Here is a 26,663-nt window from a genome sequence, read left to right as displayed (position 1 = left end):
CAGGCATTTTGTCCGACACTAAACATTAAAAAATGACCGCTTCGACCAAACAGCTTCTTCTGTGCCTGCTAATACTGCTGGCATTACAGCCACAGCTACCGGCACAGGCGCAAAATGCCGGCTCTGCTACTGACTCGCTCAAAGTGATGTCTTACAACATCCGGATTGCCAGTCCCCCCTCAAAGGGATGGGGCTATACAGACCTGGCTGCTACTGCGGAAGTGATACGAAAACAGAAACCGGACCTTGTTGCTTTGCAGGAAGTCGATGCTTTTACTGACCGGTCCGGAAAGGACATCAACCAGGCCAGAAAACTTGCAGAGCTTACCGGAATGTACTATCACTTTTCAAAAGCAGTTGACCGCAGCAACGGTGATTACGGTGTGGGCATACTTTCCCGGTTTCCGATCAAAAAGAGTAAAAGCTTTCGTCTGAATGTTATCTCAACGAATCCGGAAAACGAAATTCGTGCAGTCGCTTTGATCACTGTAAAAACCAATTTGGGTAAAATGACATTTGTATCGGCCCATCTGGATCACCTCAGTGACCAGCAACGCAGCTATCAGATCGCGCAGCTCAACAAAATACTTCAAAAATATAACAGATTGCCCATCGTCCTGGGTGCTGACCTGAACACAACACCCGACAACGCCATCATACAGAAGCTGGGTAAATATCTTGAAATTCCTTGCTGGCAGTGCCCGCTTACGTTCCCTGCAGATAATCCTGGCAAAACCCTGGATTATATTCTTTTGAGCCGGAAAGCGCAAAAAAAATATGACAAGCTTTCCTATAAAACCGTTTCAGAAACTTATGCATCCGATCACCTGCCGCTGGTAATGGTTATAAAGAAAAAATAAATCCTTTTCCTTTTTAGATTCCTTAACCAAACCGTTAAAATTTTGACCAGTTATAAACTTTGGACAGCCGGACTGCTCGGCTTGCTGTCGCTGCTTTTTTACACAGAAAAAACACAAAGACAAATCTCTGTGACCAGCTGTTACGTACAGTCAGAAAAGCCGGACTCTACCCGGTTCAGTTACAGCACATTGGCTTCAGGTTTTGATGAACCGATGCAAATGGCGATTCTACCTGACTACGATGTTCTTGTTGCCGAAAGGAAAGGGGCACTCAGGCTTTACAATGCAAAGGATAAAAAACTCAGTACAGTTGCCCATCTGAATGTTTTTAGCGGGATAGAAGACGGTTTGCTGGGTGTGGCAGCGGATCCGGACTATGAAAAAAACAACTGGATCTATCTCTACTATGGACTCGGAGGAGACAAACATGTCAGTGAACTTTCCCGTTTCGTGTACCGGGAAGGAAAACTGGATATGGGCTCAAAAAAGGTGCTGCTCGAAATTCCCACTCAAAGGACTTACTGTTGCCATTCAGCAGGCTATCTGACCTTTGACTCGAAAGGCTTACTTTATCTTTCAACCGGCGACAATACAAATGCCGAAGAGATTGAAGGTCATAACCCTACAGACGAGCGCCCGGGCCGGCAACTTTCGGATGGACAGGCAACCTCTGCAAATACCAATGACCTCCGGGGTAAAATACTGAGAATAAAACCTGAACCCGACGGTACATACTCTATTCCTGACGGAAACCTTTTTGCAAAAAACCAGGCCAATACACGTGCTGAGATTTATGTGATGGGTTGCCGCAACCCATTCCGCATGTCTGTTGATCCCAAAAACGGCTTCGTATACTGGGGAGATGTCGGACCTGACACTGAAGTAGCTGCCCGGGAGGGAAAACTAAGTTACGACGAAATCAACCAGGCCCGTCAGCCGGGATTTTTCGGTTATCCCTACTTTTTAGGGGCGAATGAGATTTTCCCCAGGTACGATTTTGAAACAAAAAAAGAAGGCCCGGGAAAAGACCCCGGACATCCGGTTAACAGTTCACCAAACAATACGGGTCTGAAAAATCTACCGGCTGCACAGCCTGCCTTTATCTGGTATGGCAAAGGCCCCTCAAAAAGCTGGCCACTGGTAGACCGCGGTGGCGCAAGCGCAATGGCCGGACCTGTTTATTACAGTGATTTATATCCGGAAGCCCCCTACAAATTACCACAGTATTATAACGGTAAATTACTGATATACGACTGGATCAGAAAATGGATGCTTGCAGTAACAATGGACGAAAACGGAAACTATATTGCAATGGAGCCGTTTCTGCCTCAGCTCCGCGTTGTAGCGCCCATGGATATGCAGATTGCCAAAGACGGGTCCATTTACATTCTGGCCTATGGAACCAACTGGTTTGCAAAAAATACAGATTCGGGGATTATCCGTGTAGAATACAGCGAAGGAAACAGAAGGCCGGTTGCCATTGCGAGCATTTCTGATCCGGTCGGCGCTGTGCCGTTAAAAGTGAAGCTTTCGGCAACCGGATCCAAAGATTTTGATCAGGGAGACCTGCTTTCATACAGCTGGACAATAGGTAACCTCACATTCAGCGGCAGGGACCTGACATATACATTCACCAAAGCCGGCATTTATAATGTTGTACTCACTGTTACGGATTCCAAAGGGGCCAGCGCAACAACTGCATCCCAGATCAGGGTAGGTAACCAGCCCCCAAAAGTGGCAATAGTCTCGCAAGCCAATCAAAGTTTTTACTGGGACAACGCTGAGTTTGATTACAAAATATCAGTCAGTGACAAGGAGGACAATCCGATCGCCAAAGACCGCCTGAAGATCGCTTTTAATTACCTGCCTTTTGGGAAGGACCTGGCCAGCGTACTCTCATCAGGTAGCGAAGATGTACGCTATACCCAGACAAGGAAGTTATATTCCGGTCTTGACTGCAAGGCATGCCACACGGTGCAGACGCGGTCGATCGGCCCCTCCCTGAAAGAAATTGCAGCAAAATACTCAGGAAATAAAGGTGCCGTATCCGTACTTGCCGTAAAAATCATAAAAGGCGGAAGTGGCAGCTGGGGCTCCTATCCGATGCCCCCCCACCCTAATCTGTCTTTGGAGCAGGCAACAGAAATTACAAATTACATCCTGCACCTTAATGAGAAGCAGCCGATGCTGCCCCTGCATGGAAAATTAACTTTGAACAAGCATTTAGGCAAGGGAGACAATGGGGCTTATGTGCTGCAGGCATCCTATACCGATGCGGGCAACAAAGCAATCCAGCCCATTACCGCAGGCGTGCATGTGGTACTGCGTAGTCCTCAGATTGAGATGGAAGATTATTCACAGGGTAATGTAGGCGTGGTGATCGCGACATTAAATACAGGTTACGTATCCTACATTTCCAATATCAGGGATGGGAAGTATGTCCGCTACGACGATATCGATCTGAAAAATATAAGCTCCATCCGGCTGTGGGTGCAAAAGCACGGTGCAGGCGGACATATTTCTGTACGGTCCAATGCTTCTAACGGAACTGAAATCGGTTCAATTGACATTGAAAAAGGGCAGGTCAGTGACCTGAAAACCGGTTGGCAGCAGGTGACAATCCCTTTGAAACCCTCGGCCGGCAGGCATAATATATACCTGGTCTTTTCGGGTCCGAACCCGACCGATACCATGTTTCATCTGGATAAGATGCTTTTTGAAAGGAAGATAGATTGAAGCGGACGAAGAATCAGAATTTAATTGTATGTAAGAAAAATGCCTGCCGGGTATGACTTGTTCTCACATGCCGCGATAGTCAGTATTATAGCAGATCTTGGATAAACTACAGCATGTTAGTAGACCTGGCAGGCAGACTATGAATGCATCAGAAGCAGGGTCCGCATGATTAAAACTACGGCAAGAAAAACATCCGTAGACACAGGGAGCCATTAATTGCTCTGTTATTGTTATGGATCTGTATATACAGAATGTCATGAGGGTGTCTTCTATGTTGAAAAACAAGTCCAGGATTAAATTTTAGGCTTATTTGTTAGATTTTGACAATAGGTTATTAATCTCCCGTTGAAATGTGTTAACCTGAAAGGTTATCTCATTTTAACGGGATCCCTTAAATTCTATAAACCACACTTCTCTTAGTGAACATCTTCTTGTGAAGAGTCACAGTCTTGTTGTTATGTTATATAAATGCGGGACGCAAACTCAAAATAGTGAACAGCCTTCATGATAGCGTCACAGACACCCTCAAGCGTTGACCCGCATAATGGTTTAATAGACTATGTCTGATTTTAGGCCATATTCACTTGATATGGCTTTTTATTTTTAAGTACGAATCTGACCCGGTTGAGCAGCTTTCGTGCGACTTTAATGATTGCTTTATTGCTATCCATTTTTCTGACAGCTGATTTGTATGTCAGAAGCAAAGATGAATCATATCTGATAGACATCCACGAAACCTCGACAAGGATATATTTCAGATACACATTCCCTCTCTTAGTGTTACGTCCCACCCGCTTTGTTTCGCCACTATCATGGCAGTTAGGAATCAAACCAAAATATGCAGACAACTCATTTAGGCCTGCGAAGCGATTAATATCCCCGATCTCTGTCAACAGGATCATTGAAGTCAAAGTACCAATTCCGGGAATACTCTTTAGTAGTTCAGCATTCGCTTTATATCTTGCTTGCTCTGATAATTCTTTAATTTGTTTCCGTAATAAAATTGTCTGGCTAGAGAGCATCCGGTATTCATCCAAAAGTATCTGAAGACTTAAATTGCCATAGCCGCCGGGATTAAGCTTTTCTAGCCAATTAATGAATTCCTTTGTCCAATTCTTCCCCTGAAACTCATCAGGGATACTCAAGCCGAAGAACATCAAAAAGAACTTTATCCGGTTCTTCACACGGGTAGTATCCCGAATAATTTTGTCATAAGTTCTCAGTAGTGACCTGTCCTGTTGCTGCAATATCTCTGGTACAAATACAGACTTGAAATCTCCATTCTTTAAACCTCTGGCAAGTTTTCGGCTATCAATACGATCACTTTTTTGACGTTTTTCCTTATCTGTTGTAGGTACATCTGCAGGGTGGATAACCATACAGTTGATTCCCTCAGAAGTTAATTCTCTCTGCGCGTTAAAACCAGCAAATCCTGCTTCATAAACACATTTGAAATTTGCACCTGGGTAGTTCCTATGTAAAAACAAAGAAAGCTTCTTAGTGTCTGGCTCTTGAGTAAAGTTACGTAGTTCCATTTCATCGGACATAACCGTTACCTTCCAACTTTTTAAATGAGAATCGATCCCTACATAAATGGATTCTCCACTAAAATTTCTTAAATTAGTTTCCATGAGCTTCGGGTTTTTGTTATCACTTCTGTCAACTTAAAGTTACTGTGAAACTTAATCCGAAGCTTTCATTTTCAAACATACAAACTCCAATCAAAGTCGGTCACCCTTTTTGATATCTAAATACTTGGACAAGCTCTTGCTGATTACAAAATTATCTTCGACACTCTGACTACACCGGGCAATGAAAGTCGCTACCGGGCAGTTCTTTCTCTGTTATGCCAAGCTGTTGCAGACAGCCCGCCGACGGCATCTGAGCGAAGCTGCATAGCCTCGATCTGAGCAGGCTCTGGTTATATTTTATGATGGATAGATAGTTAAGCTGGTTCTCCTGGTCTGTCCTGATTTAAATGATTACCCGAAATTACAGACTAATTTCAGCTAACATACCTTGCAGTAAGCTTATTGAGGGACTCCACAGAAAGAGAATCACTGTACAGGGAGACAGGAACCTGCCGGGTGTTGAACATATTCTCGAAGTTCAGACAGACAGTCAATTTATCTGAGAGTATTTTTTGCTGAATTTCCACGGGAAGTGTCGCCTGTCGTACCCTTCCTGGTTTGGGAAAAGTTTCTTATGGAAGGGTAAAAGCCCGGCACCTGAACGGTTGTCTTTGGTAATACATTAGCAAAAATAGGATTGCCAATACAAGCAATCCTATTCCTGTTACTTCCCCTACATAAAAAATGCTCAGCTAGTTATAAAAAAGCCGTTCCAGTTAAACAGTGGTACCTGGTGCAGGATCCCTGTCTGCGCTACATTCTGTGGAGACATAGCTTTCAGTGCCACGCTCCCTAAGTTCATGAAGTATATCCACACCAGGAGGGTCTTTTATTTACTCACCTTCCGGCCAACATTAATCCAATCTGCAAGATGAAATGTTTAACCGCCCTGATTTTTACCATTCTTGTTCAAACCATCGCTCTTGCAGGTGGAGCAGGCAGAAATGATCCCGAGCATAATTTTGAAGTATTCTGGAAGTTGTTCGATAAAAATTATGCTCATTTTGAAACCCGTAATGTTGACTGGAAAAAACAATATGCAGCTTTTCGGCCAAAAGTAAACGGATCGACCTCGCAGGAACAATTGCTGACCATTTTCAATGAGATGACATCGCCTCTCAGGGATGGTCATGTTGTCATATCTCCAACAGGAGATTTACCCGCGAGTGCAAAGTATGCTCCATTTTTCGATGAGTTCCCTACAAAGGATTTACAGGCTCAATTCCGGAAAACAACCTTCGACGTATTATTGCAGAACGGATTCGGAAGCATCAAGAAGTTTCGCAGCCAGCATTATGACATTGGAGGCTACTGCAGGTCAGCAGACCTTGGCTACTTACAGCTTAACGGATTTGGTGGAATGCGCTTAGATGATTTCTGCACGCAACTGGATGAAATGATTATTGAATTTGCCGACATCAAAGGGCTGATTATTGATATCAGGATCAATGGAGGCGGATCTCCGGCTTTTGTAGAAGCGCTCGCCGGACGGCTGACCGAGGTAAAGCGGTTGGTGGGATACGGGCGCACCAGGATAAATAGTAAGAAGCATGAGTACAGTCGCTGGAAACCCTATTTTATGAATCCCGTCGGGGAGCATAAGCTTATAAAACCGACCATTCTGCTTACAAGCGGATCCACGATCAGTGCTGCAGACCACTTTGCCCTTTACCTGAAAGAATTCCCCTACGTAAAACAAATCGGAGAAAACACAAATGGAATTTTTTCACCTATGCTTGGAAAACGGCTGCCCAACGGATGGCAGGTTGCATTATCAAACGGGCAAACGGTAAGTAGTAGCCGGAAAAACTATGAGGCGCATGGAGTACCGGTCGACATCGGTGTTATTCACACCCGTACAGATTTATCACAAGGTACCGATAAGGGTCTGATTACCGGCTTGTCGTATCTGGAAAGTCATTCACAGGAACTGGCTTTGAAAACCACCTGTTTTGAGCAACTTGCTGTAAATTTTTATGCAGATAGTCTGCTGCCGGCAAAAACTTACGGTGATGTTACGGCTTATTCAATAGGACTGGTCGAGGAGGACGCAACCCTGTTAACTCCATTTGCAGATAAATGTAAGACACTTGGCCAAATGGATGAATCCGGCTTATTGCAGCAAAGAGTGGCAAGAGAGCAGCAAGCCGACTCCAGCTTCCATCTAAATAATACCGAAAGAAGGTTCTACGTCGGACTAAGGCAGCCGATAAGAAAAAAATCAGTATGGCCCTGGCGACGAGGAAACGGCCGGAATTTAACCGTTGCCCACCATATTAAGCTTGGAGATAATCACTACGTACGCCTTCACCTGAGCACAGGCGGATGGAATGGAGAGACAGTGCTTATAGTCATTGACAATTCTGGCAAAATAGTTGAACATTGCTTTTTGAAGTATAATTATCTTAATAATCAACCTTTTATATAACCTGACAATTTATCCATCCAACGCCGGTGATTGCATCTGCTGACTGCTATAATTCATTTGTCCTCTGCGACTTGACAATCAGCTGTAAATATCACTTTCCTGAAGCTGTTTCGAAGTGATATCATTTGAGACTCCCGTTTTACATTCCTGCGTTTTGGCAAACTCCAGCGTGGCATTATTCAAATGCGGAAGTACCAGTTTAATGCTATGGAGGGGTATATGATTATCCTCGTTTTGCAAGTATGCTTGAGAAACGGCACCTTGTAAATGTTTTTTCCCGGTCTGTCTGATGCTGTTTGGGCTAAGGGCTCCCCTCTCGGTTTTCACAGTAAAACTCCGGGCCCGGCAGAAACATTGCCCGGGTGTAGCTGTGTTCACGAATGACGCGGGCAGACCGAACGATTAATCCTAATTTAATTCTGTGTTTTAAAGGAGCTATTTCTAATGGCTTTTCGTCCATAGTATCGGCCAACTGCCAACGATAATCAAGCCTTTAGCTGAATGATGCCCTAAATTCCAGCGGAGATTGATTGGTTTTGTTTTTAAATAGCTTACTGAAGCTTTGCGAATGCTCAAATCCGAGCTCATAGGCGATTTCGGACATACTTAACTGCGTTGTGGTCAGCCTCTCCTTTGCTTTCTCGATTAGTTTTTCATGGATATACTGCTGCGCATTGAGCCCGATCAGTGAACGGAGCATATCGCTCAGGTAACCGGGCGACAGGTTCAGTTTTTCAGAAAGAAACTGAACTGTAGGAACCCCGTCATGCAGGGACTGCCGGCTGTTCAGATAATTATCCAGTATCGCTTCTGTCTTCGACAGGATATCATCGTTGGCTACCTTTCGGGTAACAAACTGGCGTTTGTAGTAGCGGTTGACATAACTTAACAGCAATTCGATATGCGCAATCATGAGCTCCTGACTGAATTCGTCCACACGGCTGCCCAGTTCCTTTTCCATGTTCCGGTAAATAGAAAGGATATTTTCCTTTTCTGTGTCGGATAAATGCAGTGCCTCATTGGCTGAATAAGCGAAATAACCGTATTGCCTGATTTTGCCTGCCAAAGGATGACCCAGTAAAAAATCCGGGTGTATGAGCAGGATATAACAATAGGTCCTGCTGTTATAGTCTGTACTGCCCACCAGCTGGTTAGGCGCAAGAAACAGCATGCTTCCTTCATCGTAATCATAATAATCCCGTCCATACTTCAACTTTCCGTTGTTGTCGGTGATGAAGGTGATCTTATAAAAGCTAAGCACATCGTAGATTGGAGCCATGCCTGTATTGAAAGGATTATGCTCGTTGAAATGGACAAGGCTGATTAAAGGATGCTGGGGCTTGGGCAAGCCGAAAGCCTGATGCGTTTCCGATATCGTTATGAACCGTATCAATTTGTCTTCCTTACTTTTCATCATATAAATATACCAAAAACCTGTGAATGTTTCCAGCCACAGGTTTTTAGCCTTTTACTATCACCAGGGAACAGCTTTGTCTGCTCCGGCATAATGAGCCGGCCCTGTAAAACTTCCTGTCGGGAGGTCTTCTGACAAGGCCACCCTTATGGGCTCTATAGATCCCTGCTCTACCGTATCTGTTCCCTGGAAATTATTCAGAGCCGTTGCCGTAAAACCAGGACTCACCAGGTGTACTTTAATATTTGTATCCGCCAAATCAATGGCAAGCGAAAGGAAAACGCCATTAAGCGCAGTTTTAGATGCGCCATAAACGGCATCGAATGCTGAACGGTATGGGTTAGTCGGGTTGGCATTCAAAGTGAGCGAGCCCAAAGCGCTCGACACGGTAACAATTCGTGCTTTTTCAGCCCTCCTTAACAGAGGTAAAAAGGCTTGCGTAGCGGCAAGCGTACCAAACACATTCGTTTCCCAGACTATTTTCATTTCGTCGATCGGTGCAATACTGGCCCGCTGAGCTCCAAGAACCTCCTGCATGGTGCGCTCAGGTGTGCCCGCATGCGAAATAGCTGCATTATTGACCAGCAGCGTGAGGTATCCGGCTTCGCCTTCAATCTGTTTTACTGCTGCATCGATGGACCTGGCATCGGTAACATCCAGTTGAATTGCTTTTGACTGTTCTCCAATCTCAGTAGCAGCGATCACCCCTTTGTCGATGTTTCTGGCACCAACGTAAACTGTATAGCCATTTTCGGCAAGCGATTTGGCAATCTGGTATCCCACGCCTGTATTGGCTCCTGTCACCATTGCGACTTTCTTTGTTTCTGTCTGCATATCATTTTAATTTTTACACAGCAAAATTCCACGATAGCGATCCGATCTTTGTAGCCAAAACAGGAAATGTTGTATCCAAATCGAGGGAGGGAGGATTCTGTATAGTTCTATAAACCTGCTTGTATGATCCTCACTGCTGTAAAGGGTTTACAGGAGCCGTTGAGGAATCAATGGAGAAAATAATTGAAAATGTCCAATTTACAGATAGTTGTTGGAAGGGAAAAATTTTCGAACCCGGTAGCAGCACAAAAGCTGATTGCGAGTTGATAATGAACGGCGATAACCTGACAATTACGGCCCGAGAAATGACATTCACAAAATCGATCGTATGGACTAAATTATGAATTCAACCTGACAATAGGATCAAATAATAACTCAAACCACTTTCATCGCAGCGTATCTTGCTCAGGCACGTAGCTCCTGTTATTGGTGAAATCGTGAAAACAATTGGTATGCATTGCATAAGCAATTATCTTCCCGCCCTTTGTTTTCACATATCCAAACTCTGAGAATGGTAGTACCTTAATGGGTAATGGAAGCGGCTTGAATGATTTTGAGTTTTGTACAATCCTGACAATACGTCCAAGGCTGGAATCTGCCGGGATAAAGCCCAGAGAATCCAGGTGTTCAGTCAGATATTGCTTCAGAAACAAGTTTTGCTTGTCGTATGGTATATGATCTCCATTCGCCAGATTGTATCCCTGACGGTGCCGGGCCGTAGAATCCCTGAAGACAGGATGTACTGACAGTAAAGCATCCGGTAAAATCACGTTACGTTTAGAGCATGCAAATACCAAAGGCACCAAAGCGGAAAACATCCAGGATTTCATATTGATTCAGGGACAGGTTATTCGGATAATTCATTGATATTGAAAGTGGATAGAATCCACATACGCGACCTGTTTTCCTGCATATCCGGCTTTTTTTACAGCGGAGACCGGAAACTTTTTTAAATTATAACGGTATACAAAGTCATAATGAAAATCATAGTCGCTCTTGCCATAGCGGTAGCCGAAACGGCTTGAAGGGCTCTCTTCTCTGATAATTTCGTGTGTATATGTTTTGACAGGCATATTCACACCAAAGTCCAGCATATCGCTTGACGGACTAAAGCCGGAATATTGTGTAAAATGATGCACCAGTGCAAAGCTGGAAGAAGTAAATGGTGAGCGGACGTATTTGGTATATTCCAATCCTGCCAGGGAAGGGATATGCAGTTGCTGTCCCTCTGTGGTTACCGAACTGAAGATGATTTGCTTGATATTGTTCTCATTGTCGTAGCTGAATGAAGAATAGTTACTCATAAATCCATTCTCTGTACCTCCCATCTGGATGATCTTATTGTCAGCGCCGATCATCACAAGATTTTTATAGTCATCATTGGCCGGGTTCACAGGTGGGAAAAACGGTACGGAGGTTCCGGCAGGCGTAATTTTAGAGACCCCGTTTTCCTTTCTGAAAATCCATACCATATCTTTGCCCGGTGTGCCCTGAGGGGTATACCAATTCATTGTCACCTTGCTGATCAAGCCGTCCAGGCCGTACTCCAGTTGTGTGGTCCTGGTTCTTCGGTAATCGTCAGCGTTATAGACACATTTGACCAGCCGGCTTTTCTGGTCATATTCGTAGCTGTAAACCGATTTGATCTTATAGGAAACGGGCGGATAATCCCCGTTATAGGTATAAACCGTGCGGTCGATTTGCATATTTTTAATCACTGTTCCCTCTGCAGAGGTCAGAGAATCATAAATTTCAAAAGCTGTCGTCGGGTTAATTTCTGTGATTTCAGAGGGTGGGATATCCTTGCTGCGGCTACAGGAAAAAACGCAGGCAGCAAACAATGGAAAAATGAGTACGCGGACCGGATTGAACAGAGTGGAAAACATATGGCTAATTGATTTTATGTTTGAGATTAAACGAAAAACCTACCTGATACGGCTGAAGCTGAAAACCTCTTTCGCTGGTATTTAACCTGTTGAGCGAATACTCAGCATATGGCCCTATCATCAGATAAGTGTTCTGGTGAAGCCTGACCTGGCGGCCCGCACTTACTGTTACCCAGAAAGCATTTTGTTTAGAGGTCAGTTCCCTTGAATAATCAAGGCCCGCATTAACAAAATAATTTTTAAGTCCGGCGGCTGTCAGGTCAATGTTCTTTTTGATCCCCAGGCCTGCAAATTCAAGAGTTTGATCAAGTTGTTTTTCTATCCCTTTACGAAGCGGGTTTTTCTGTGCATCCAGAACGAACTCGTCAGTAGCAAGTTCGTATTCAAAGATCTGCTTTACACGGGCATAATGAAGCAATAGCTGAAAGCCTTTATACTCTGCACCAGCCTGGACTTTCCATGCAATTTTCCGCGACGAAAAATTCTCCGGGAAATTAAAATTCTGATATCCCGGATGATTGGCAGAGTTAATTCTGACCAGATGGGAGGTGTTCATCGGGGTAAAACCCAATACCAGACCCCACCTTTGTTTTAAGGCAGGAGTACGCCGGCTCTGATGAACTGATTCAATCTCCGGAAGAGGAATCCCTTCAAAAGGCACAGCCGGGCGGCTTTCCAGAAGCTTCAAATCATCCATTGCCGCAAGTCCGGCGCCCGGATTATAGGGCGAAGAAGAAAAAGTCCCCGTGACGGATTTTTCCAGATCTGCCGTGGCTGTGACAACACTGTTTGCAGGCGGCCTGTGAGACAGTGTCTCTTTCTGTGCTGATGGGATAATGCCTCCCCTTGGCTGATTTTCTCCTTTGGCATAGATACTTTCAGGATTTACCGGGACATATGATGCATCTCTGCTGAGCACTCTGGCTGGCAATTTCGGATCATAAAGTGATATGGAAAAAAGCAGAACAAACAGCGCCGTAAGAATCCATCGGGCCTGTTGGGCCATCCGGTTTCCAGGTGCGACCGAAGCCAATACGATCCTTGCCAGGGCCGGATCCGGCTGGTCTTCAATCTGGCTTAATCTGGCAAGCAGCGCTTTGCGCAACCGCTCATTTATCTGGTCATCAGGGTATTTCATAACTATTAATGCCGTATTGCTGTAACTTTCTGATCAACAGGTTGCGTCCGCGATAAAATTGTGACCGGGACGTACTGTCAGAGATGTTTAACATTTCTGCAATTTCAACATGCGAGTATCCGTCTATCAAGTGCAGGTTAATGATGATCCTGTAACCATCAGGCAGTTTGCCGATAATATCTCTGAGATCATTCAGCCGCATTGTTTCAATGATCCGCTCGTAGTCGTCAGATTCGATAGATGCTACATGGTCTTCAGGACCTGTAGAACGCAGTTCGTTTTTAGTTGTCCGATGGTAGTAATTAATTGCCGTGCGGACAACGATTGACTTGATCCATGCATCAATAGCGTTGGGATCTGCTACTTCTGAGAGGTTATTGAAAACTTTAATAAACGATTCCTGATAGATATCCTCCGCTTCTGCCTTTGTTTTTGCATAACGGCTGCAGATAGCGGTCAGCTCCGACTTGTAACGGTCATAGAATATTGTCTGCGCCTTTGGGTCCAGCCTCTGGCAGGCTCTTACCAATTCAGTTACATCGTTATATTTTCTGTTCAAAAAAAACTTCATCAGCTAAAGGCAGCCCCATTCTGGTGATCACAAATCAGGAGAGTCATCCTACAATTCCTCCTTTCATAAATTAACAGCAAGTGCGTAGCTAAATGACGGCCACCCACCGTTCTGGTCGAAGAAAAAATCAGCGGTTACCGTATCTGACCAGGTCAGTATACGGTAACCTGTGTTATTGTCTTCCTGGAATTTGCCGCTGAATACCGATGTCTGGTAATTCTGTGTGCCGAAATATTTTAATCTGACCTGTAACAAAAGCGGAAGTTCATCAAATGAATTATACCCTTCTATAAAGTTATATGAACCAATCAGAACGCCTTCACTGTCCAGAATCATGGCTGCATCGCGGTTTTCCGGCACGAAATGGAAGTGCATTTTATTTACATCCAGTACCTTCGTTTTTAATTTTACCACGACGTATTGTGTCCGGTCCTGAAAAGCCTTCAATGCCGGCGGTAACGGCTCAGTACGAACATCTGTATCAAATTCGAAAATAGAGTATTCATGCATGGCGATCTGAACCCTGGTTTTTCCATTGGAAGCACTACTGTTAAAATTCCATTTGACCAGGTATTCATTTCCGTCAACAGACAGCATAGCCCTGTAGCGGGAGGTTTCGGTATCACCCTCAATGAACAGTTCCTGGCGGTAATCTGACAACTGGCCCGTCCTGGCCACAGGAATGTTACTGCGTATAATCCGGTCTACCGAATCCGGGACACTGCTACCCAGAAGCCGGTGCACCGCCAGGATTTTATCAGTTTGCAGCCCTGCATAATAAGAAACAGCACCCTGTTCGAAACGTGCTTCCCATAACCGGTCTTTATCGATGGTCCTGAATGTCACGTTCGCCGCATCCGGGAAGCGGTCAGCAATAAGCGCAGCAGTTGCTTTCGAAATCTCTCCCTCTTCCGGCTGCAGGCCCTCCACTCTATCGCAGGACAGAAGCCCGACGGACAATATGGTCATTAAATAAAAAAGTACTGTTTTCATCAGGATTCTCGTGCGAAAGTTGGCTTATACACAGATTATAACAGATAGTATTGCCATTATCTACTCCTAAGACACAGGTGAAATACTGATACGATGCACGGCTGAAAAAAAAATTATTCTGAACTGATCTGATATCAACAATCGGCTGATGTAATGATGAAGTCATTGATCGTTTAGAATAAAGTAGAATGACGATGACCTGTTTAACTGACCAGATAAGTAAGATTTAAGCTGACGACATGTTCCGGGCGAAACAGACCACCCTGGAGAGCTAAAAATGCTGTGGAATCAACCTAACGTTTAACATGAACCAACCGTGTGCAAGTCGGGCTAATTCGAAAAGCTGCCGTATTGGGCGAATGGGCAAGATAGTACAGATTTACAAATGGAGACCACCAGGAGCAATTGCGGGCTTCTAACCTGCTAAGTCATAAAAGAAGCCAGCTGATTATATACCCTATCAGTAGTTCAATTGTACCGTTACCTTCTATCATCAGGTTTGAAAAATGCCGATGTGCTTCAGGTCTGCTTACCGACTTGTGTCAGTGAGCTATAGAATCAGAAACAATGCGTTTGTAAAAGCAAGGGGCAGACAAAGCGGACAGTACAACCTGCTGCCGCATCTATGCCATAGAATACCTTTTGCTACAGGTAACCTTGTCTAATTATCAGTAAGATTGTTACATCACCTTAACAGTAATGACCCGGCCTTGCATCCAGGACTCTTTTTCTACACCCCGATGTTAACGAATGCAACTGACGATTTGTTTATGCTTCTTGTTTTATTGATCAAAAAGTCTCGTATCAAAAATCATATCAGTACAATACAGCAATGTTAAGCACTTTACCACGCGTTCTCAGCGAATGCTTTTTCTTATCCGGCTCAGCGACGATTGCGTAACACCCAGATAAGATGCCAGGTAGGAAAGCGGGATGCGGTTTGCCATTTCCGGAAATTTTTCCATGAAGGCAAGATAACGCGTAGTAGCATCTTCAGAAACCAGGGGACTGCGCCTTTCAATCTTTTGAAACAGGGATTTTTTGACGATTTTGGTTATGATACTTTCCCAGCCTATGATGGTAGCAGAAATGTCTTCCCAATCATGCTTGGAAAAAACGATGAGTTTGCAGTTCGTAACGGCCTGCACATACTCGGATGAGAGGATCTGGTTATCAAAACTGTCCAGATCCACAACAAAATTATTTTCGTCTATGAAATATTTGGTAACATCTTCGCCTTTGTTATTGTAGTAACAGACCCTCAGGATACCTTCCAGGATAACCCCGACTTGTTTTGCAATCTTTCCCGCTTCAGAAAAGTAATCCTCTTTGGTAAGTTCTAAAGCCTTACCCTTTTTCGTCATAAAGTTGATCTGCTGCTGGTTGAGGTTTCCGAACTGCAGCAGATAGTTGATTACTGTTTCCATCTTATTTCATCTGGCTCATCACCAGTTTGTCAAACATTCTGTCCGAGAGCATTGTTTTCAAAAATAACATCAATTTAGCACCAGAAGCTCCTGTGTACCTCGTTTTTGGAAATTTAGCCTCAATTCCTTTTTTTATCAATCTGGCGACAACGACCGGATCAGATGCATTTTTCGCGTTTAATACCAGGAAATATTTAAAAGGTATTCTTGGGACCGATGTATACGGTATAAGTTCTACGGTTGCATTGGAGGTGTTAGGTGAAACAGGAACAGATTTGAGTAAGTGGGCAACGGAAGAAAAATTTGTGAGTTGGTTAAATCTGTGTCCAAACCGAAAAGTCTCTGGCGGTAAACTAATCAGTAGCAAATTGTTATCCAAAAAAGCTAACTTAGCCTCACAAGCTTTTCGCATGGCGGCCAACAGCTTGTTATCCAGTAGCAATTGGCTAGGTGACTATTTTAGAAGAATGAGATCAAAAGGTGGTCATAAATATGCAATTGTCGCTACGGCAAGAAAAATTGCAATTATCTACTACCGTATGGTTAGATATAAGTAACCTTTTACTCCATTCGATTACGAAGAATACAAAGAAAAATATAGACAAACAAAAATAGCGAATCTGGAAAGGGTTTTAAAACGCCAGAAAGACGTTGCGGCTTGAGAAGTTGTATGGTAGACCTAAGGCCTTTTTTAAAATTTCGCGCTCGGCTTTTAAGCACGCATTTTCAGCACGTAATTTAGCAACTTCTGTGTCCATCTTCGCCGACTTCTCCTTGCCATTTTCTCCAAGAGTCGATTTTATATTTTTGTTGCCATTCTCTTCCAACGTTGGAGAAGATTGTCGGCAGTTCCAAACGCTTCGGAGATTTCCTTTGTAATTCTACCTGATGCCAGCATCCTTATCACTTCCTGCTTAAAATCAGCATTAGAACTCCTTAGAATTTTAACCGGTTTTTTTGTATGTCAACTTGCATCACGATGTGCAAAAATGTGTGCCGCTTTTTGGGCCACCCCAGGAAGCTATTATTTTATCATGTACTACCGGGAAGCGCCTATCGTAAAATATTTACCGCATTGATGATTACTTGTTGAAACTCTGTAATAGTAAGCACCTCTACTCATACTTTCTTTACTAACTCTCTTACATGTAAACACTGCTAGTTATGTAAGCTATATCAAGGCTCTAAATGGATCAAGAAACATCATGAACTTCATGATTGGCCCGTTAAAATGCAAATGTAAAGGTCTAGTGTTTGTCTCCAAGTTACTAATCGCACTGTCTTTAATTTCAAAGTTAGCATCAATTCTGACACGTTCATCTTCTATTAACCGACTAACCAGCTCCGTTTTACCTTCCTTTGATGCTAATGCGAAGGCATGTGCGCTTTTTAAGTCGTTTGAGAATGTCTGGAATATCTCGCACTGATGATCTACAATCATTGGGACCGACCTATTAAGATACAATTTCGACCATAGGTACTGGTTGCTCCATGCGTATTTATCATCCTCCAGATGTTTAATGGAATCAATTTCATTAAGAGCAGAAAGCAATTTCGCAGCGGGCCCGATGATACCTCCTGAATTTAAAAACCGATAACTACCCACAGTATTCGGATATACGCTTGCAAGATTTTCATCGGGATAGCAGTTTGTTTCTGCAGACACTACAATATCCCTATTCGGAGACAACTGTAAATACTTGATATAGATATCCATTTCCCTAGCTAGAAACAGGGTGTCGTAACCATCAGTGAATAAAACAATCTGCTCCGCGGGCTGTGACTGCAAGAATAACTTCAGACTACTGTCCTTCAAACGATGACTATGCCATAAATCACTGTGGAATAAAGTTGTAAGATTAATTTTAAAACGCCTGCATGAATAGCTTAAACCATTTCTGTAACCAGCCACACCGAAATCAGAAATACAGCAAACTACTTTAATCATTTGTGAAAAGTATAATAATGAATGTATGAATTAGTCAGATGGTCGATCCTTCGGTTGTGTTTTTTTAGAATTCCCAACACCCAGTAGAACACCTGGGCCCGTGATACAACCTATCAAAACAAAAAGCTGGTGTAACTAGTCATCTGAATGCACGGACGAAATAAATCCGCACAAGAGTTAACTTTTCATATTCTTGTGAATGTCATCTATAAGAACTTTTTGGTCTTTAATCAGATACAGCAACTCATCCAACTGACTTTCAGTAGGTTGCATATCTACATCTTCATTTTTGAATTTAATTCTATGGATACTAAACAGGGTTTCTATATCTGTCTGCAAGATTATTGCAATCTCGAGAATCCTCCCTATTGTAAGTGACTTCTGATCCTCGTTTTCCAATTGTCTGTAGCGCTGCTTAGAGATTCCTAACCGTTCTGCAACATATTCTTGCGAATAACCGAGGCGATTTCTAACAAGCCTTATATTGTCTCCAATAGGTAATTTCTTCATCCTGCTGTGTATAGTAATAGTTTGCCAATCACAGATACGAAGGTTAATAATAATTGTCATGTAAACAATAAAAAAATCAATTAAATAATTTTTCAAGTTAATTATATCACTATACTAGTTATTTACCAGCGAAAAACAGATGTTTTTAAATAATATGATGTTTAATTTGCACTTATAAAATATTAATTTGTAAACCTCAACACAAAAAACATGAGAAAACTACGACTACAGGAATTAGAGCAAACGCGTGCGGGAGATGCACGATGTGATACCGTTACATGGACGATGATTGGCATGGGAACCGCACTTTCTACTTCAATCATTGCTGCACCACTAGGGATTGTGATCGGTGGATTTGGGGCAGCATTGTATTTCGGCGGTGGGTGTGGATAAAATATGTTATCAATAAGCTAGAATACCTATATAAAGTAAACTATAACTTATAAAGTAAACTATAACTTAAAAAATCATGAAAACACTACCAATCAGTGAGTTAGAAATTGTACAAGGAGGTGGATTCTGCACAAACGCAGGGGCTTTTCTTGGCGGTGTGGGCGTCGGAACAGCTGGCTTAACATATTTTGGAATTGTAACGGTAGCAACCGGAGGAACTGTCGGACTGATAGCGGCGGTCGCCGGAGCTGGGTTAGCGATTTATTGTGCATAACATTTTAACTCGTTTGAAGTAGTACTTCAAGCGAGTTAATTAAACGAATAATCAGATGAGATACCTAAAAAACAATCTAACAGCAATATCGGGTCTGTTGCTGATGGCCGTATTTATAATTAGAGACTATCAAAAGCCGGTTTCAGAAAGGGGGAATGTAACACCTTTATATATCGGACTCTTCTTTATTATTTTAATACTCCTGGTTTCGATTTATTTCAAACATTATCGAAAAACAGAATAGGGAAATTAGAATGGATATACATCTAGATAAGAAAACGCTATTTCTTATGCTGATCGTGTCAGTGGTAACGACTATATTCTTAACGAAATATTTCCTCATATCTGAAAATTTATACTTCAAGTCCCTCTCAGACCAGTTCTCTTACAATCAGATAGCATCTATTATTGAATCCGAGAGAAAGTGGATTTGGGTGCCATACCTGATAATGCCTTTAATACTATTAGTCAAGTTATTATTTGTTAGTGTATGCTTAAGTCTGGGAGTATATTTCTATTGCGACAGATTTGATTTCGAGCGAGTGTTTTCACTCGTAATGAAAGCTGAGTTCATTTTCTTTATTCCTTCTGTAATTAAAATATTATGGTTTCATTTCGTTAATATAGATTACAGTATAAAAGATATTCATTTTTTTTACCCATTATCTGCAATCCATATTTTCGACCCTGTTCTTCTGGAGAATTGGCTTATATACCCATTACAGGTATTAAACATTTTTGAAATTCTATATTGGATTATTCTCGCTTACGGAATTAGGAAAATAGTAAATATGAACTTATCCAAATCCCTTGAAATCGTCCTAACTAGCTATGGATCAGGACTAGTATTATGGATAGTATCGGTAATGTTTTTATCAATTACCTACGGACATAAATGACTAAGAAAGTAATCATCTGCATATTTATGATAGTTTGCGCAGCAACCGTTGTTATGCTATGGCAGACTATCATAAAAGTAAACCAGAGACAACTTTCCAATGAGATGTTGGAAACCATTCCAAACTTGAATATAAAAGATACAAATGGTGCAAAGATAAACCTTCAATTATGGTCCAAAGGCAAAGGTTTATTAATATTTTATTTTGACTCAACATGCGAACATTGCAATAAAGAAATTAATGATCTAAAAGCAAACTTTCCCAAGTTAAATGGAACGAAAATATTGATGCTTTCCAGCGAAGATGCCGATGTAGTTAATCATTTCAATAGTGAATCAAACCTCACCGACATGATTCCGAATCTAATGTTTGCAACAATATCACCTAAAAACGCCAGAGATATCATGGGGTTGAATGTCACCCCTACCATATATGTATACAACCATAAAGGTGTGCTAGTTAAAAAATTCATCGGTCAAACGGACATAAGAATAGTTGCTGCTTCTATAACCCAATAAAGACGTAGCTTATTTGAGGCTAAATATGTAAATATAAACTATCATAGATTAATCTGCCCTACAGTGAATGAATCAATTTTAAATAAAACATTTACACGCCAGCATGATCAAAAAGATTGCGGAGTTGCATGCTTGATCTCTTTAATTCGCTTCTATGGGGGTGATAGCACATTTGAGCAGATCCGCAGATTATCCGGTACAGATATTTACGGTACATCGATGCTTGGTCTAAAAGAGGCGGCGATAAAGTCAGGTTTCGAAGCGGAAGGCTGTCAAGCAGACTTTAATAGTCTGCTCGAACATGGAAAGCCAGTGATTCTACATGTAGCTTTGGAAAGCGGTCAGCAGCATTACATAGTGTTTTACGGAAAGTCGTCCAGTAATGTTGATAATGTCAATCTTTATATGATCGGTGATCCTGAATCTGGTTTGAAACAATACTCAGAACAGGATTTGCTTCGTGTTTGGAAATCACGAATATGCCTGACTTTGGAATTAACAACTGATTTCACAAAAACTGACAATATCAATAAACAAAAGAGACAGTGGTTTCTAGAACTACTCAAAGATGACTACACAATCCTATTTGTCAGTGCCTTAATTGGACTGGTCGGAGCGATATTGAGCCTTTCCATGGCCATATACTCTCAGCAACTGATAGATAAAATACTCCCTTCTAAAGATTTAAATAAAATAATTATATCCACAACCTTGCTGATTCTCATTCTTTTCACTAGAGTAGGCATATCAGCATTAAGACAGTATTTACTGTTAAGGCAGCACAAAGAGCTCGCAACCAAATTAAATATTTCATTTTATAACAAACTACTTAATCTTCCGAAGTCATTTTTCGATAGTCGAAAAATAGGTGACTTTATCACCAGGCTAAATGATACAGCACGAATCTCCAATACAACAACGTACATTGCTGGCAATATACTCATTGACGTTTTTCTACTTATTTCATCTATCGGTCTGTTGTTCTATTATCAATGGGTAATAGGTATTGTCTGTGTGATTGTGCTACCACTTTACTATTACCTAATCAGCTCCAGAAACGACAAGGTTGTTCAGGCACAGTCGAATGTTATGACAACCAAGTCTACCAGTGAAAGCAGCTATATCAATACCCTTCTAGGAATTGCTGATATTCAGACAGCAAAGAGAAAACAGCTTTTTTATAATTTAAATGATAACCTGTATACCACCTACCAGGATATGTTGTATCGGTCCGGTATTATAAAAATCAGTATATCCAATATTGCAGGATTGATAGCAGTTTTTTTTATAGCGACGGTTTTGTCAATTTCAATCTACGAAGTGCAATCGGGAATGATTAAAGTCGGCGAACTGACGGCTATTCTGGCCACAGCATCAACTTTGATACCGGTGGTAAGCAATCTTGCACTCATCAGCATACCTATCAATGAAGCTAAGGTTGCGTATGACCGTATGTACGAATTTGCTTTCTCTCACGAAAATCCAGCCGTTGTGAATAATACCAACCTTAATTTTGAATCGTTGAAAATAGATAGTCTATCGTATAGATTTCCTGGAAAGCCAAAAATATTAGACAATATATGCCTGAGCGTATCAAAAGGAGAAATTATTTCTATTGTAGGAGAGAATGGAGGTGGTAAAAGTCTGATATGTCAAATTATCAATAAGTTCTACATCCCGGAATCTGAGAGCGTTTTTATAAACAATGAGATACCTCTGTCATCAGTTGACGATTATGTATGGCGAAACACAGTATGTATGGTGCCGCAAAACGTGCATGTTTTCAATGGAAACGTGTTATTCAATGTATGCCTGAGTAGTTCAAACCAAGATATACAGGAGGTTTTCACAATGCTACAAGAGTATGGTTTCCTTCCTTTTTTCGAAAGCCTTCCACAGGGGTTAATGACAGAGTTGGGGGAAGATGGAATCAAGTTATCGGGAGGTCAGAAACAGATCATCGGCCTTGCCCGTGCCTTGGCATGTAAACCGAAACTACTGATACTAGATGAAATTACATCCTCGATGGACCGCTACACTGAACGTTTCGTTTTGGATTTACTAGCTCTCTTGAAAAGGGATATGGGCGTCATCTTTATTACTCATAGACTGCACACCCTGAAAAATATATGTGAAAGGATATATGTTTTGGAAAATGGAAGAATGATTTACAGTGGTTCTCACCAGGAGCTAATGATTTCCTCAAATCTGTATAGTGAATATTGGTATTCATGGGCAGAAGTATCTCAACTATCTGCAAGTTAGTCCTATGTCTGAAAAGATAATGTTCATTGTACCAAATGCAATGGGTCACATACACCCTGCTTTTGGACTAGCAAGAATTCTGGCCAAAAAGGGGTATAGTATTTTATTTGCAGTACCACATCCGATCCATCAATATGTAGTTAAGAATGGATTCAGATGTATATCTTTGGATGGGCTACCATTTGCTACGAATGGAGAGAACTTCATGGATATGACAAATAAGGAATTCAGGATTGGGTATTTGGATAACTTAATTGATCGGCTATACGACAAGTTATACAACGCCAGAGAGAATAGAATGCTTCAGTTAGTCGAGGAACACAGACCCGACATTATATTGTTAGACTCTTTTCAGTCGAGCGACTTTCTTATTCTATATAAGTTACTGAAGAAGTATAATATTAAATTTGGATTTATACAAATAATGCTATCATTCATACAACAACCCAAGTCCCTACCCTTGGATTGTTGTGTTATCCCCGATGAGACAACGGATTACGATAAACATTGGAAGAGATACTATGCCCGCAGATTCTTTAAAGACGTCTCAGACAGAATAATCTTCATGGGAAAGTCTAATTTGTCTATGATTAAAGATAAATTTAAAAAAAACGGAATACCCTTAAAGTATTCCATCAGTACCAAACAAGTTTTCAGAGTAGGGTTCAACAACATCCCCGAGCTCATAACAACACCCTTTGAGCTGGAATTTACCAATCACAAGCAACACTATCAACAATACCTTGGATCAGTGATAGATCACGAAAGGAAAGAAACTTATGAACCTTCATTCATATCTTTCTTTGATCAGATTGACCAGACATCAAAAATTATTTTCTGCTCGCTAGGAACGGTTTATACCGTATCGAACAAGTCATCACAAATAAATCAATTTTTCACCTCACTAATTGATGTGGCGAAAAAACTTAAAGATTACATTTTTGTGGTTAGTTTGAGTAAGGAATACTCAGCTAAGTTAGGGCGGACACCTCCAAATATTCACTTTTTTGAAAATGTCCCGCAGCTAATGATTTTATCCAAGACATCTGTATTTATTACTCATGGTGGATCCCAGTCTGTGAAGGAAAGTATTTACAATCGCGTACCTATGCTTGCTTATCCTATTTGGTGGGACCAGCCTGGATTTGCCGCACGAATTGCATACTACGGATTAGGATTGGTAGGCACACTTGGGACGGACAATGCCGATCAGATCACAGAAAAAATCAACCTCTTGATTTATGACAAATCATTTTACGACAGACTTCATAGGTTCAGTGTCAATTTAGCTAAGAACTATACAGAAGATTCAATCCTTCAAAAATTTGAAGAGACATTTGCAGGACAGATTATTGAGTAATTTCAGCCAACTCGCAGAAGGCCGAAATCTGGGTTGGATGGATTTGGTCACTCAGAAACTAAGTCTTGGAGGATACTCATTTCTTTGATGTCTTCTATGGTAGCCTTGGCCTTGAAGCTCGAGCTGAATTTTCCACGTACTTTTTTCATAATCAACTACTAACTTAGAAATTTTAGTTGCTGTCCCCATTATTTGCGAGTATTATAGTCTCTTTGTATTGTGGAATTTTAGGGCAGCATACACCTCAGTAAAGAGCTTAGATGTGTATATCAGTGATTTGTCCGGAAAACGTCGTAAAAGCCAATAGAAGTGCGTTAAATAAATTTAGATAAACACAACTATATGTTAGGTTCATTTCACAAATAACTTTGCATTTTGATGCTGCCATTTTTTCGGTTTTAAGCCATAGCTTTTTTCAAACAATCTTCCGAAATAGCTCAGGTTACTAAATCCTAACTGATAACCGACTTCGGAAACAGAAAGGTTATCCTGCCTCAAAAGTTCAGCCGCTTGCTGCATTCTCAAATGATTGTAATATTCATAAATCCCTTTACCAAAAACCTGCGTGAAAATTTTCCGGAGCTTTAGTTCGTTCAAGCCGCTGAGCTTTACCAGCCCATCTTTTACGGGTGGTTTATCCAGTGAAGATGCTATGGCATTTCGAACCAGATAAACCGCATTAATTTCATCTTTGCTCAGGTCATGGTATTCTGTTTTCTCCCGGCCCAGTAAATTACTGAAAAGCATATAGATCAGTTCAAGCGCTTTTAACCGATAAAAGGCTTGTGATAAGACATTCTCCAATGAAAGGTTGGCAAGCTGACCGACTAAAATCCCCATCTCAGGCGACATGAATTCTTCTATCCAAAAAATCTTATCGGTATCGAAAAGATAATACAATTTATTCCGGTCGGACCCCACGAAGCGTTTCAAGTATTGTAGTTCCACAAGGATAGTAATCTGCTGGACATGGATGTCTTTCGGAAACAATATCTCACTTTCCAGATGTGATGACGTAATGCGTACATGTGGACGGCTGTCCGGATTTCCTGCTGTGATACCCGCCCCATCTCCCGGCTTATCTAAAATATTCTGAAATGAGATAAGCAATCCTTTATCTACCGCCTCAATCTGATTCCTTTTATACAAAAATGTCTCGCTGGAAATTAAAGAGCGGACCATAATCAGCATCTCCGGCAACAGGTCCACAATCTTTAAGTCGTTTAGCCGCAGATTTTTAATTTCTTCTTCGACAGCAGCTACAGACACGCCGAGTTTTTCTGCGATCCGGAGCATCTCCCGCTTTTCATGATCCATTTTTCTGGACTATTTTTAATTTAAATGGAGCTATTTTGTCCATAAAAGTAGGAATAATTTTGTGTCAGTAACAAAAAGGTGTAAACAATGAAACACAGAATTATAATCTCAGGCGGCGGGATAGCAGGGTTAACTGCCGCAAAATTTCTGACCCGGCAAGGACATTGCGTGACTGTTCTGGAAAGGGCGTCATCATTCAGTAAATCAGGATTTCTGATCTCCCTTAAAAGTTTTGGTATTTCCATTATGGACGAATTGGGACTGACAGACAAACTTGCCGAAGAATCATCACCATCCGAGTTTGTGAATTTCAGGGAATCGAATGACCAAATCATACAAGGTATCAGTTACGAAAAAATGAACCAGCATATCGAACGTTCTGTATTGATCACCAGGGGCGGTCTGCATCACGTTTTATATAACGGTCTGAAAGAAGATGTTGATTTCCGCTTCTCTGCCAGCATCGATAAACTAACCCAAAGCGACAAAGGGGTCAGCATAACCCTCCAGGATGGCGGGCAACTGGAAGCAGACCTGTTGGTCGTTTCGGAAGGGTTGCGATCTACAACCAGACAACGTTATTTCCCTGCAAGTGTATTGGAGGATTTTAATGTGCTCTACATGGGAGGACGTCTGAAAGGACCTCATGCTTACACTGTCGGTAAATTCGATATCTATGTGGATGTGGACAAGATGTTGTCCATTTATCCCATTGCTCAGGATGAAATAGCTATTCAGTGCTATATCCACAGTCAGGGAGATGCGGCCTCTATCCACAGCAGAGCCAATGAGCTGTTGATATCCTCATTTCAGGATTACAACAAGGAAATTCAGCACCTGTTGAACCGTTTTGCAGAAGAAGGAATCATGTTCGCAGATAAAATGGGTATGATAAATTCCCCGGATCTGGTAAAGGGAAATGTTGTTTTGTTGGGAGATGCAGGATATTGCCCTACGGCATTATCAGGTATGGGTGCTTCTTTATCTATTTACGGGGCAAAGGCATTGGCTCATTTTATCAGGGAGAACAGCAATGATTTGAAAACAGCTTGCAGAAATTACAACACAGTAATGCAACCTGTGGTCCGCAAATTCCAGGCAAACGCCAAAAATAATGCAGCATCTTTTATTCCCGACAGCGAAGAAAAATTAAAACGGTTTGTGAATTCCTTCCGGACTGCATCGGATCTCGATGTGCAAAAAATAATGACAGATCCCATTGTATTGACAGAAGATCAGTTAAAATTTAGAATAAGCTAAC

General features: G+C 41.8%; 23 protein-coding genes. 10 read left to right on the top strand and 13 right to left on the bottom strand.

What is annotated here, in order from left to right; translation table 11 throughout:
• The first annotated feature begins 32 nt into the window (after positions 1–32).
• Complete coding sequence (locus tag DSL64_RS03965; RefSeq protein WP_115829357.1) at positions 33–860, top strand: endonuclease/exonuclease/phosphatase family protein; 828 nt, start codon at positions 33–35, stop codon at positions 858–860.
• Positions 861–902: 42 nt separating this feature from the next.
• A complete protein-coding gene (locus tag DSL64_RS03960) occupies positions 903–3,596 on the top strand; it encodes a PQQ-dependent sugar dehydrogenase (protein WP_229216946.1) in 2,694 nt (897 codons plus the stop codon).
• Between the two features lie 569 nt (positions 3,597–4,165).
• Here DSL64_RS03960 and DSL64_RS03955 read toward each other — a convergent pair.
• Complete coding sequence (locus tag DSL64_RS03955; RefSeq protein ID WP_115829356.1) at positions 4,166–5,227, bottom strand: IS110 family RNA-guided transposase; 1,062 nt, start codon at positions 5,225–5,227, stop codon at positions 4,166–4,168.
• 871 nt (positions 5,228–6,098) lie between these two features.
• Between DSL64_RS03955 and DSL64_RS03950 the strand changes: the two genes are divergently transcribed.
• A complete protein-coding gene (locus DSL64_RS03950; RefSeq protein WP_115829355.1) occupies positions 6,099–7,655 on the top strand; it encodes a S41 family peptidase in 1,557 nt (518 codons plus the stop codon).
• Positions 7,656–8,148: 493 nt separating this feature from the next.
• On the opposite strand, the gene DSL64_RS03940 is transcribed toward DSL64_RS03950, so the two are convergent.
• From DSL64_RS03940 to DSL64_RS03905, 8 genes are all read right to left on the bottom strand, one after another.
• Entirely contained in the window at positions 8,149–9,072 is a 924-nt protein-coding gene (locus DSL64_RS03940; protein ID WP_310587821.1) for a helix-turn-helix domain-containing protein, read from the bottom strand.
• 57 nt (positions 9,073–9,129) lie between these two features.
• The gene (locus DSL64_RS03935) at positions 9,130–9,903 is read right to left on the bottom strand and encodes an SDR family NAD(P)-dependent oxidoreductase (protein WP_115829352.1); all 774 of its coding nucleotides are present in this window, start codon (positions 9,901–9,903) and stop codon (positions 9,130–9,132) included.
• Positions 9,904–10,289: 386 nt separating this feature from the next.
• Complete coding sequence (locus DSL64_RS03930; protein ID WP_115829351.1) at positions 10,290–10,733, bottom strand: hypothetical protein; 444 nt, start codon at positions 10,731–10,733, stop codon at positions 10,290–10,292.
• A gap of 30 nt (positions 10,734–10,763) precedes the next feature.
• The gene (locus DSL64_RS03925; protein WP_115829350.1) at positions 10,764–11,789 is read right to left on the bottom strand and encodes a hypothetical protein; all 1,026 of its coding nucleotides are present in this window, start codon (positions 11,787–11,789) and stop codon (positions 10,764–10,766) included.
• A 4-nt stretch (positions 11,790–11,793) separates the two neighbouring features.
• Positions 11,794–12,927 (bottom strand): hypothetical protein, encoded by a 1,134-nt coding sequence (locus DSL64_RS03920; RefSeq protein WP_115829349.1) that lies wholly within the window; start codon positions 12,925–12,927, stop codon positions 11,794–11,796.
• Positions 12,914–13,498, bottom strand: a complete 585-nt coding sequence (locus tag DSL64_RS03915; RefSeq protein WP_115829348.1) for an RNA polymerase sigma factor — start codon at positions 13,496–13,498, stop codon at positions 12,914–12,916. The genes DSL64_RS03920 and DSL64_RS03915 overlap by 14 nt, the downstream gene beginning before the upstream one ends.
• Positions 13,499–13,561: 63 nt before the next feature.
• A complete protein-coding gene (locus DSL64_RS03910) occupies positions 13,562–14,491 on the bottom strand; it encodes a hypothetical protein (protein ID WP_147300327.1) in 930 nt (309 codons plus the stop codon).
• Positions 14,492–15,348: 857 nt separating this feature from the next.
• Complete coding sequence (locus DSL64_RS03905; RefSeq protein ID WP_115829346.1) at positions 15,349–15,918, bottom strand: Crp/Fnr family transcriptional regulator; 570 nt, start codon at positions 15,916–15,918, stop codon at positions 15,349–15,351.
• A gap of 26 nt (positions 15,919–15,944) precedes the next feature.
• Here DSL64_RS03905 and DSL64_RS03900 point away from each other — a divergent pair, with 26 nt between their 5' ends.
• Positions 15,945–16,475, top strand: a complete 531-nt coding sequence (locus tag DSL64_RS03900) for a transposase (protein ID WP_115829345.1) — start codon at positions 15,945–15,947, stop codon at positions 16,473–16,475.
• Between the two features lie 75 nt (positions 16,476–16,550).
• Here the strand turns inward: DSL64_RS03900 and DSL64_RS03895 are convergent, their stop codons facing one another.
• The 3 genes from DSL64_RS03895 to DSL64_RS03885 form a co-directional block, all read right to left on the bottom strand.
• Positions 16,551–16,745 (bottom strand): hypothetical protein, encoded by a 195-nt coding sequence (locus DSL64_RS03895; protein WP_115829344.1) that lies wholly within the window; start codon positions 16,743–16,745, stop codon positions 16,551–16,553.
• 344 nt (positions 16,746–17,089) lie between these two features.
• Complete coding sequence (locus DSL64_RS03890) at positions 17,090–17,866, bottom strand: glycosyltransferase domain-containing protein (RefSeq protein WP_115829343.1); 777 nt, start codon at positions 17,864–17,866, stop codon at positions 17,090–17,092.
• Positions 17,867–18,043: 177 nt separating this feature from the next.
• Entirely contained in the window at positions 18,044–18,376 is a 333-nt protein-coding gene (locus tag DSL64_RS03885) for a helix-turn-helix domain-containing protein (protein WP_158547868.1), read from the bottom strand.
• A gap of 210 nt (positions 18,377–18,586) precedes the next feature.
• On the opposite strand from DSL64_RS03885, the gene DSL64_RS03880 reads away from it, so the two are divergent.
• The 5 genes from DSL64_RS03880 to DSL64_RS03855 all read left to right on the top strand — a co-directional run bounded on the left by DSL64_RS03880 (position 18,587) and on the right by DSL64_RS03855 (position 24,085).
• Positions 18,587–18,769, top strand: a complete 183-nt coding sequence (locus tag DSL64_RS03880) for a hypothetical protein (RefSeq protein WP_115829341.1) — start codon at positions 18,587–18,589, stop codon at positions 18,767–18,769.
• 76 nt (positions 18,770–18,845) lie between these two features.
• Entirely contained in the window at positions 18,846–19,043 is a 198-nt protein-coding gene (locus DSL64_RS03875; RefSeq protein WP_115829340.1) for a hypothetical protein, read from the top strand.
• 895 nt (positions 19,044–19,938) lie between these two features.
• Positions 19,939–20,460, top strand: coding sequence for a peroxiredoxin family protein (locus DSL64_RS03865; RefSeq protein WP_115829338.1), 522 nt, complete (start codon positions 19,939–19,941; stop codon positions 20,458–20,460).
• Positions 20,461–20,523: 63 nt separating this feature from the next.
• Entirely contained in the window at positions 20,524–22,725 is a 2,202-nt protein-coding gene (locus DSL64_RS03860) for a peptidase domain-containing ABC transporter (protein ID WP_229216945.1), read from the top strand.
• Positions 22,726–22,729: 4 nt separating this feature from the next.
• Positions 22,730–24,085 (top strand): glycosyltransferase, encoded by a 1,356-nt coding sequence (locus DSL64_RS03855; protein ID WP_115829336.1) that lies wholly within the window; start codon positions 22,730–22,732, stop codon positions 24,083–24,085.
• 351 nt (positions 24,086–24,436) lie between these two features.
• Here DSL64_RS03855 and DSL64_RS03850 read toward each other — a convergent pair whose 3' ends face one another.
• Positions 24,437–25,402 carry a helix-turn-helix domain-containing protein gene (locus DSL64_RS03850; protein WP_115829335.1) on the bottom strand — a complete coding sequence of 322 codons (966 nt, stop codon included), beginning with the start codon at positions 25,400–25,402 and terminating at the stop codon, positions 24,437–24,439.
• A gap of 87 nt (positions 25,403–25,489) precedes the next feature.
• Between DSL64_RS03850 and DSL64_RS03845 the strand changes: the two genes are divergently transcribed.
• The gene (locus DSL64_RS03845) at positions 25,490–26,662 is read left to right on the top strand and encodes an FAD-dependent monooxygenase (RefSeq protein WP_115829334.1); all 1,173 of its coding nucleotides are present in this window, start codon (positions 25,490–25,492) and stop codon (positions 26,660–26,662) included.
• The last annotated feature ends 1 nt before the right edge of the window (position 26,663 follow it).

Source organism: Dyadobacter luteus (genome assembly GCF_003383615.1).
Classification (GTDB): Bacteria; Bacteroidota; Bacteroidia; order Cytophagales; family Spirosomataceae; genus Dyadobacter; species Dyadobacter luteus.
Note: the sequence above shows the minus strand (reverse complement) of the source record. Positions and strands in the feature narration are given on the sequence as shown.

Excerpts from the sequence above, each read along its gene's own strand:
- DSL64_RS03965 (WP_115829357.1), top strand. The coding sequence starts at position 33 with ATGACCGCTTCGACCAAACAGCTTCTTCTGTGCCTGCTAATACTGCTG.
- DSL64_RS03955 (WP_115829356.1), bottom strand. The coding sequence starts at position 5,227 with ATGGAAACTAATTTAAGAAATTTTAGTGGAGAATCCATTTATGTAGGG.
- DSL64_RS03950 (WP_115829355.1), top strand. The coding sequence starts at position 6,099 with ATGAAATGTTTAACCGCCCTGATTTTTACCATTCTTGTTCAAACCATC.
- DSL64_RS03940 (WP_310587821.1), bottom strand. The coding sequence starts at position 9,072 with ATGATGAAAAGTAAGGAAGACAAATTGATACGGTTCATAACGATATCG.
- DSL64_RS03935 (WP_115829352.1), bottom strand. The coding sequence starts at position 9,903 with ATGCAGACAGAAACAAAGAAAGTCGCAATGGTGACAGGAGCCAATACA.
- DSL64_RS03930 (WP_115829351.1), bottom strand. The coding sequence starts at position 10,733 with ATGAAATCCTGGATGTTTTCCGCTTTGGTGCCTTTGGTATTTGCATGC.
- DSL64_RS03925 (WP_115829350.1), bottom strand. The coding sequence starts at position 11,789 with ATGTTTTCCACTCTGTTCAATCCGGTCCGCGTACTCATTTTTCCATTG.
- DSL64_RS03920 (WP_115829349.1), bottom strand. The coding sequence starts at position 12,927 with ATGAAATACCCTGATGACCAGATAAATGAGCGGTTGCGCAAAGCGCTG.
- DSL64_RS03915 (WP_115829348.1), bottom strand. The coding sequence starts at position 13,498 with ATGAAGTTTTTTTTGAACAGAAAATATAACGATGTAACTGAATTGGTA.
- DSL64_RS03910 (WP_147300327.1), bottom strand. The coding sequence starts at position 14,491 with ATGAAAACAGTACTTTTTTATTTAATGACCATATTGTCCGTCGGGCTT.
- DSL64_RS03905 (WP_115829346.1), bottom strand. The coding sequence starts at position 15,918 with ATGGAAACAGTAATCAACTATCTGCTGCAGTTCGGAAACCTCAACCAG.
- DSL64_RS03890 (WP_115829343.1), bottom strand. The coding sequence starts at position 17,866 with ATGATTAAAGTAGTTTGCTGTATTTCTGATTTCGGTGTGGCTGGTTAC.
- DSL64_RS03885 (WP_158547868.1), bottom strand. The coding sequence starts at position 18,376 with ATGAAGAAATTACCTATTGGAGACAATATAAGGCTTGTTAGAAATCGC.
- DSL64_RS03880 (WP_115829341.1), top strand. The coding sequence starts at position 18,587 with ATGAGAAAACTACGACTACAGGAATTAGAGCAAACGCGTGCGGGAGAT.
- DSL64_RS03875 (WP_115829340.1), top strand. The coding sequence starts at position 18,846 with ATGAAAACACTACCAATCAGTGAGTTAGAAATTGTACAAGGAGGTGGA.
- DSL64_RS03865 (WP_115829338.1), top strand. The coding sequence starts at position 19,939 with ATGACTAAGAAAGTAATCATCTGCATATTTATGATAGTTTGCGCAGCA.
- DSL64_RS03855 (WP_115829336.1), top strand. The coding sequence starts at position 22,730 with ATGTCTGAAAAGATAATGTTCATTGTACCAAATGCAATGGGTCACATA.
- DSL64_RS03850 (WP_115829335.1), bottom strand. The coding sequence starts at position 25,402 with ATGGATCATGAAAAGCGGGAGATGCTCCGGATCGCAGAAAAACTCGGC.
- DSL64_RS03845 (WP_115829334.1), top strand. The coding sequence starts at position 25,490 with ATGAAACACAGAATTATAATCTCAGGCGGCGGGATAGCAGGGTTAACT.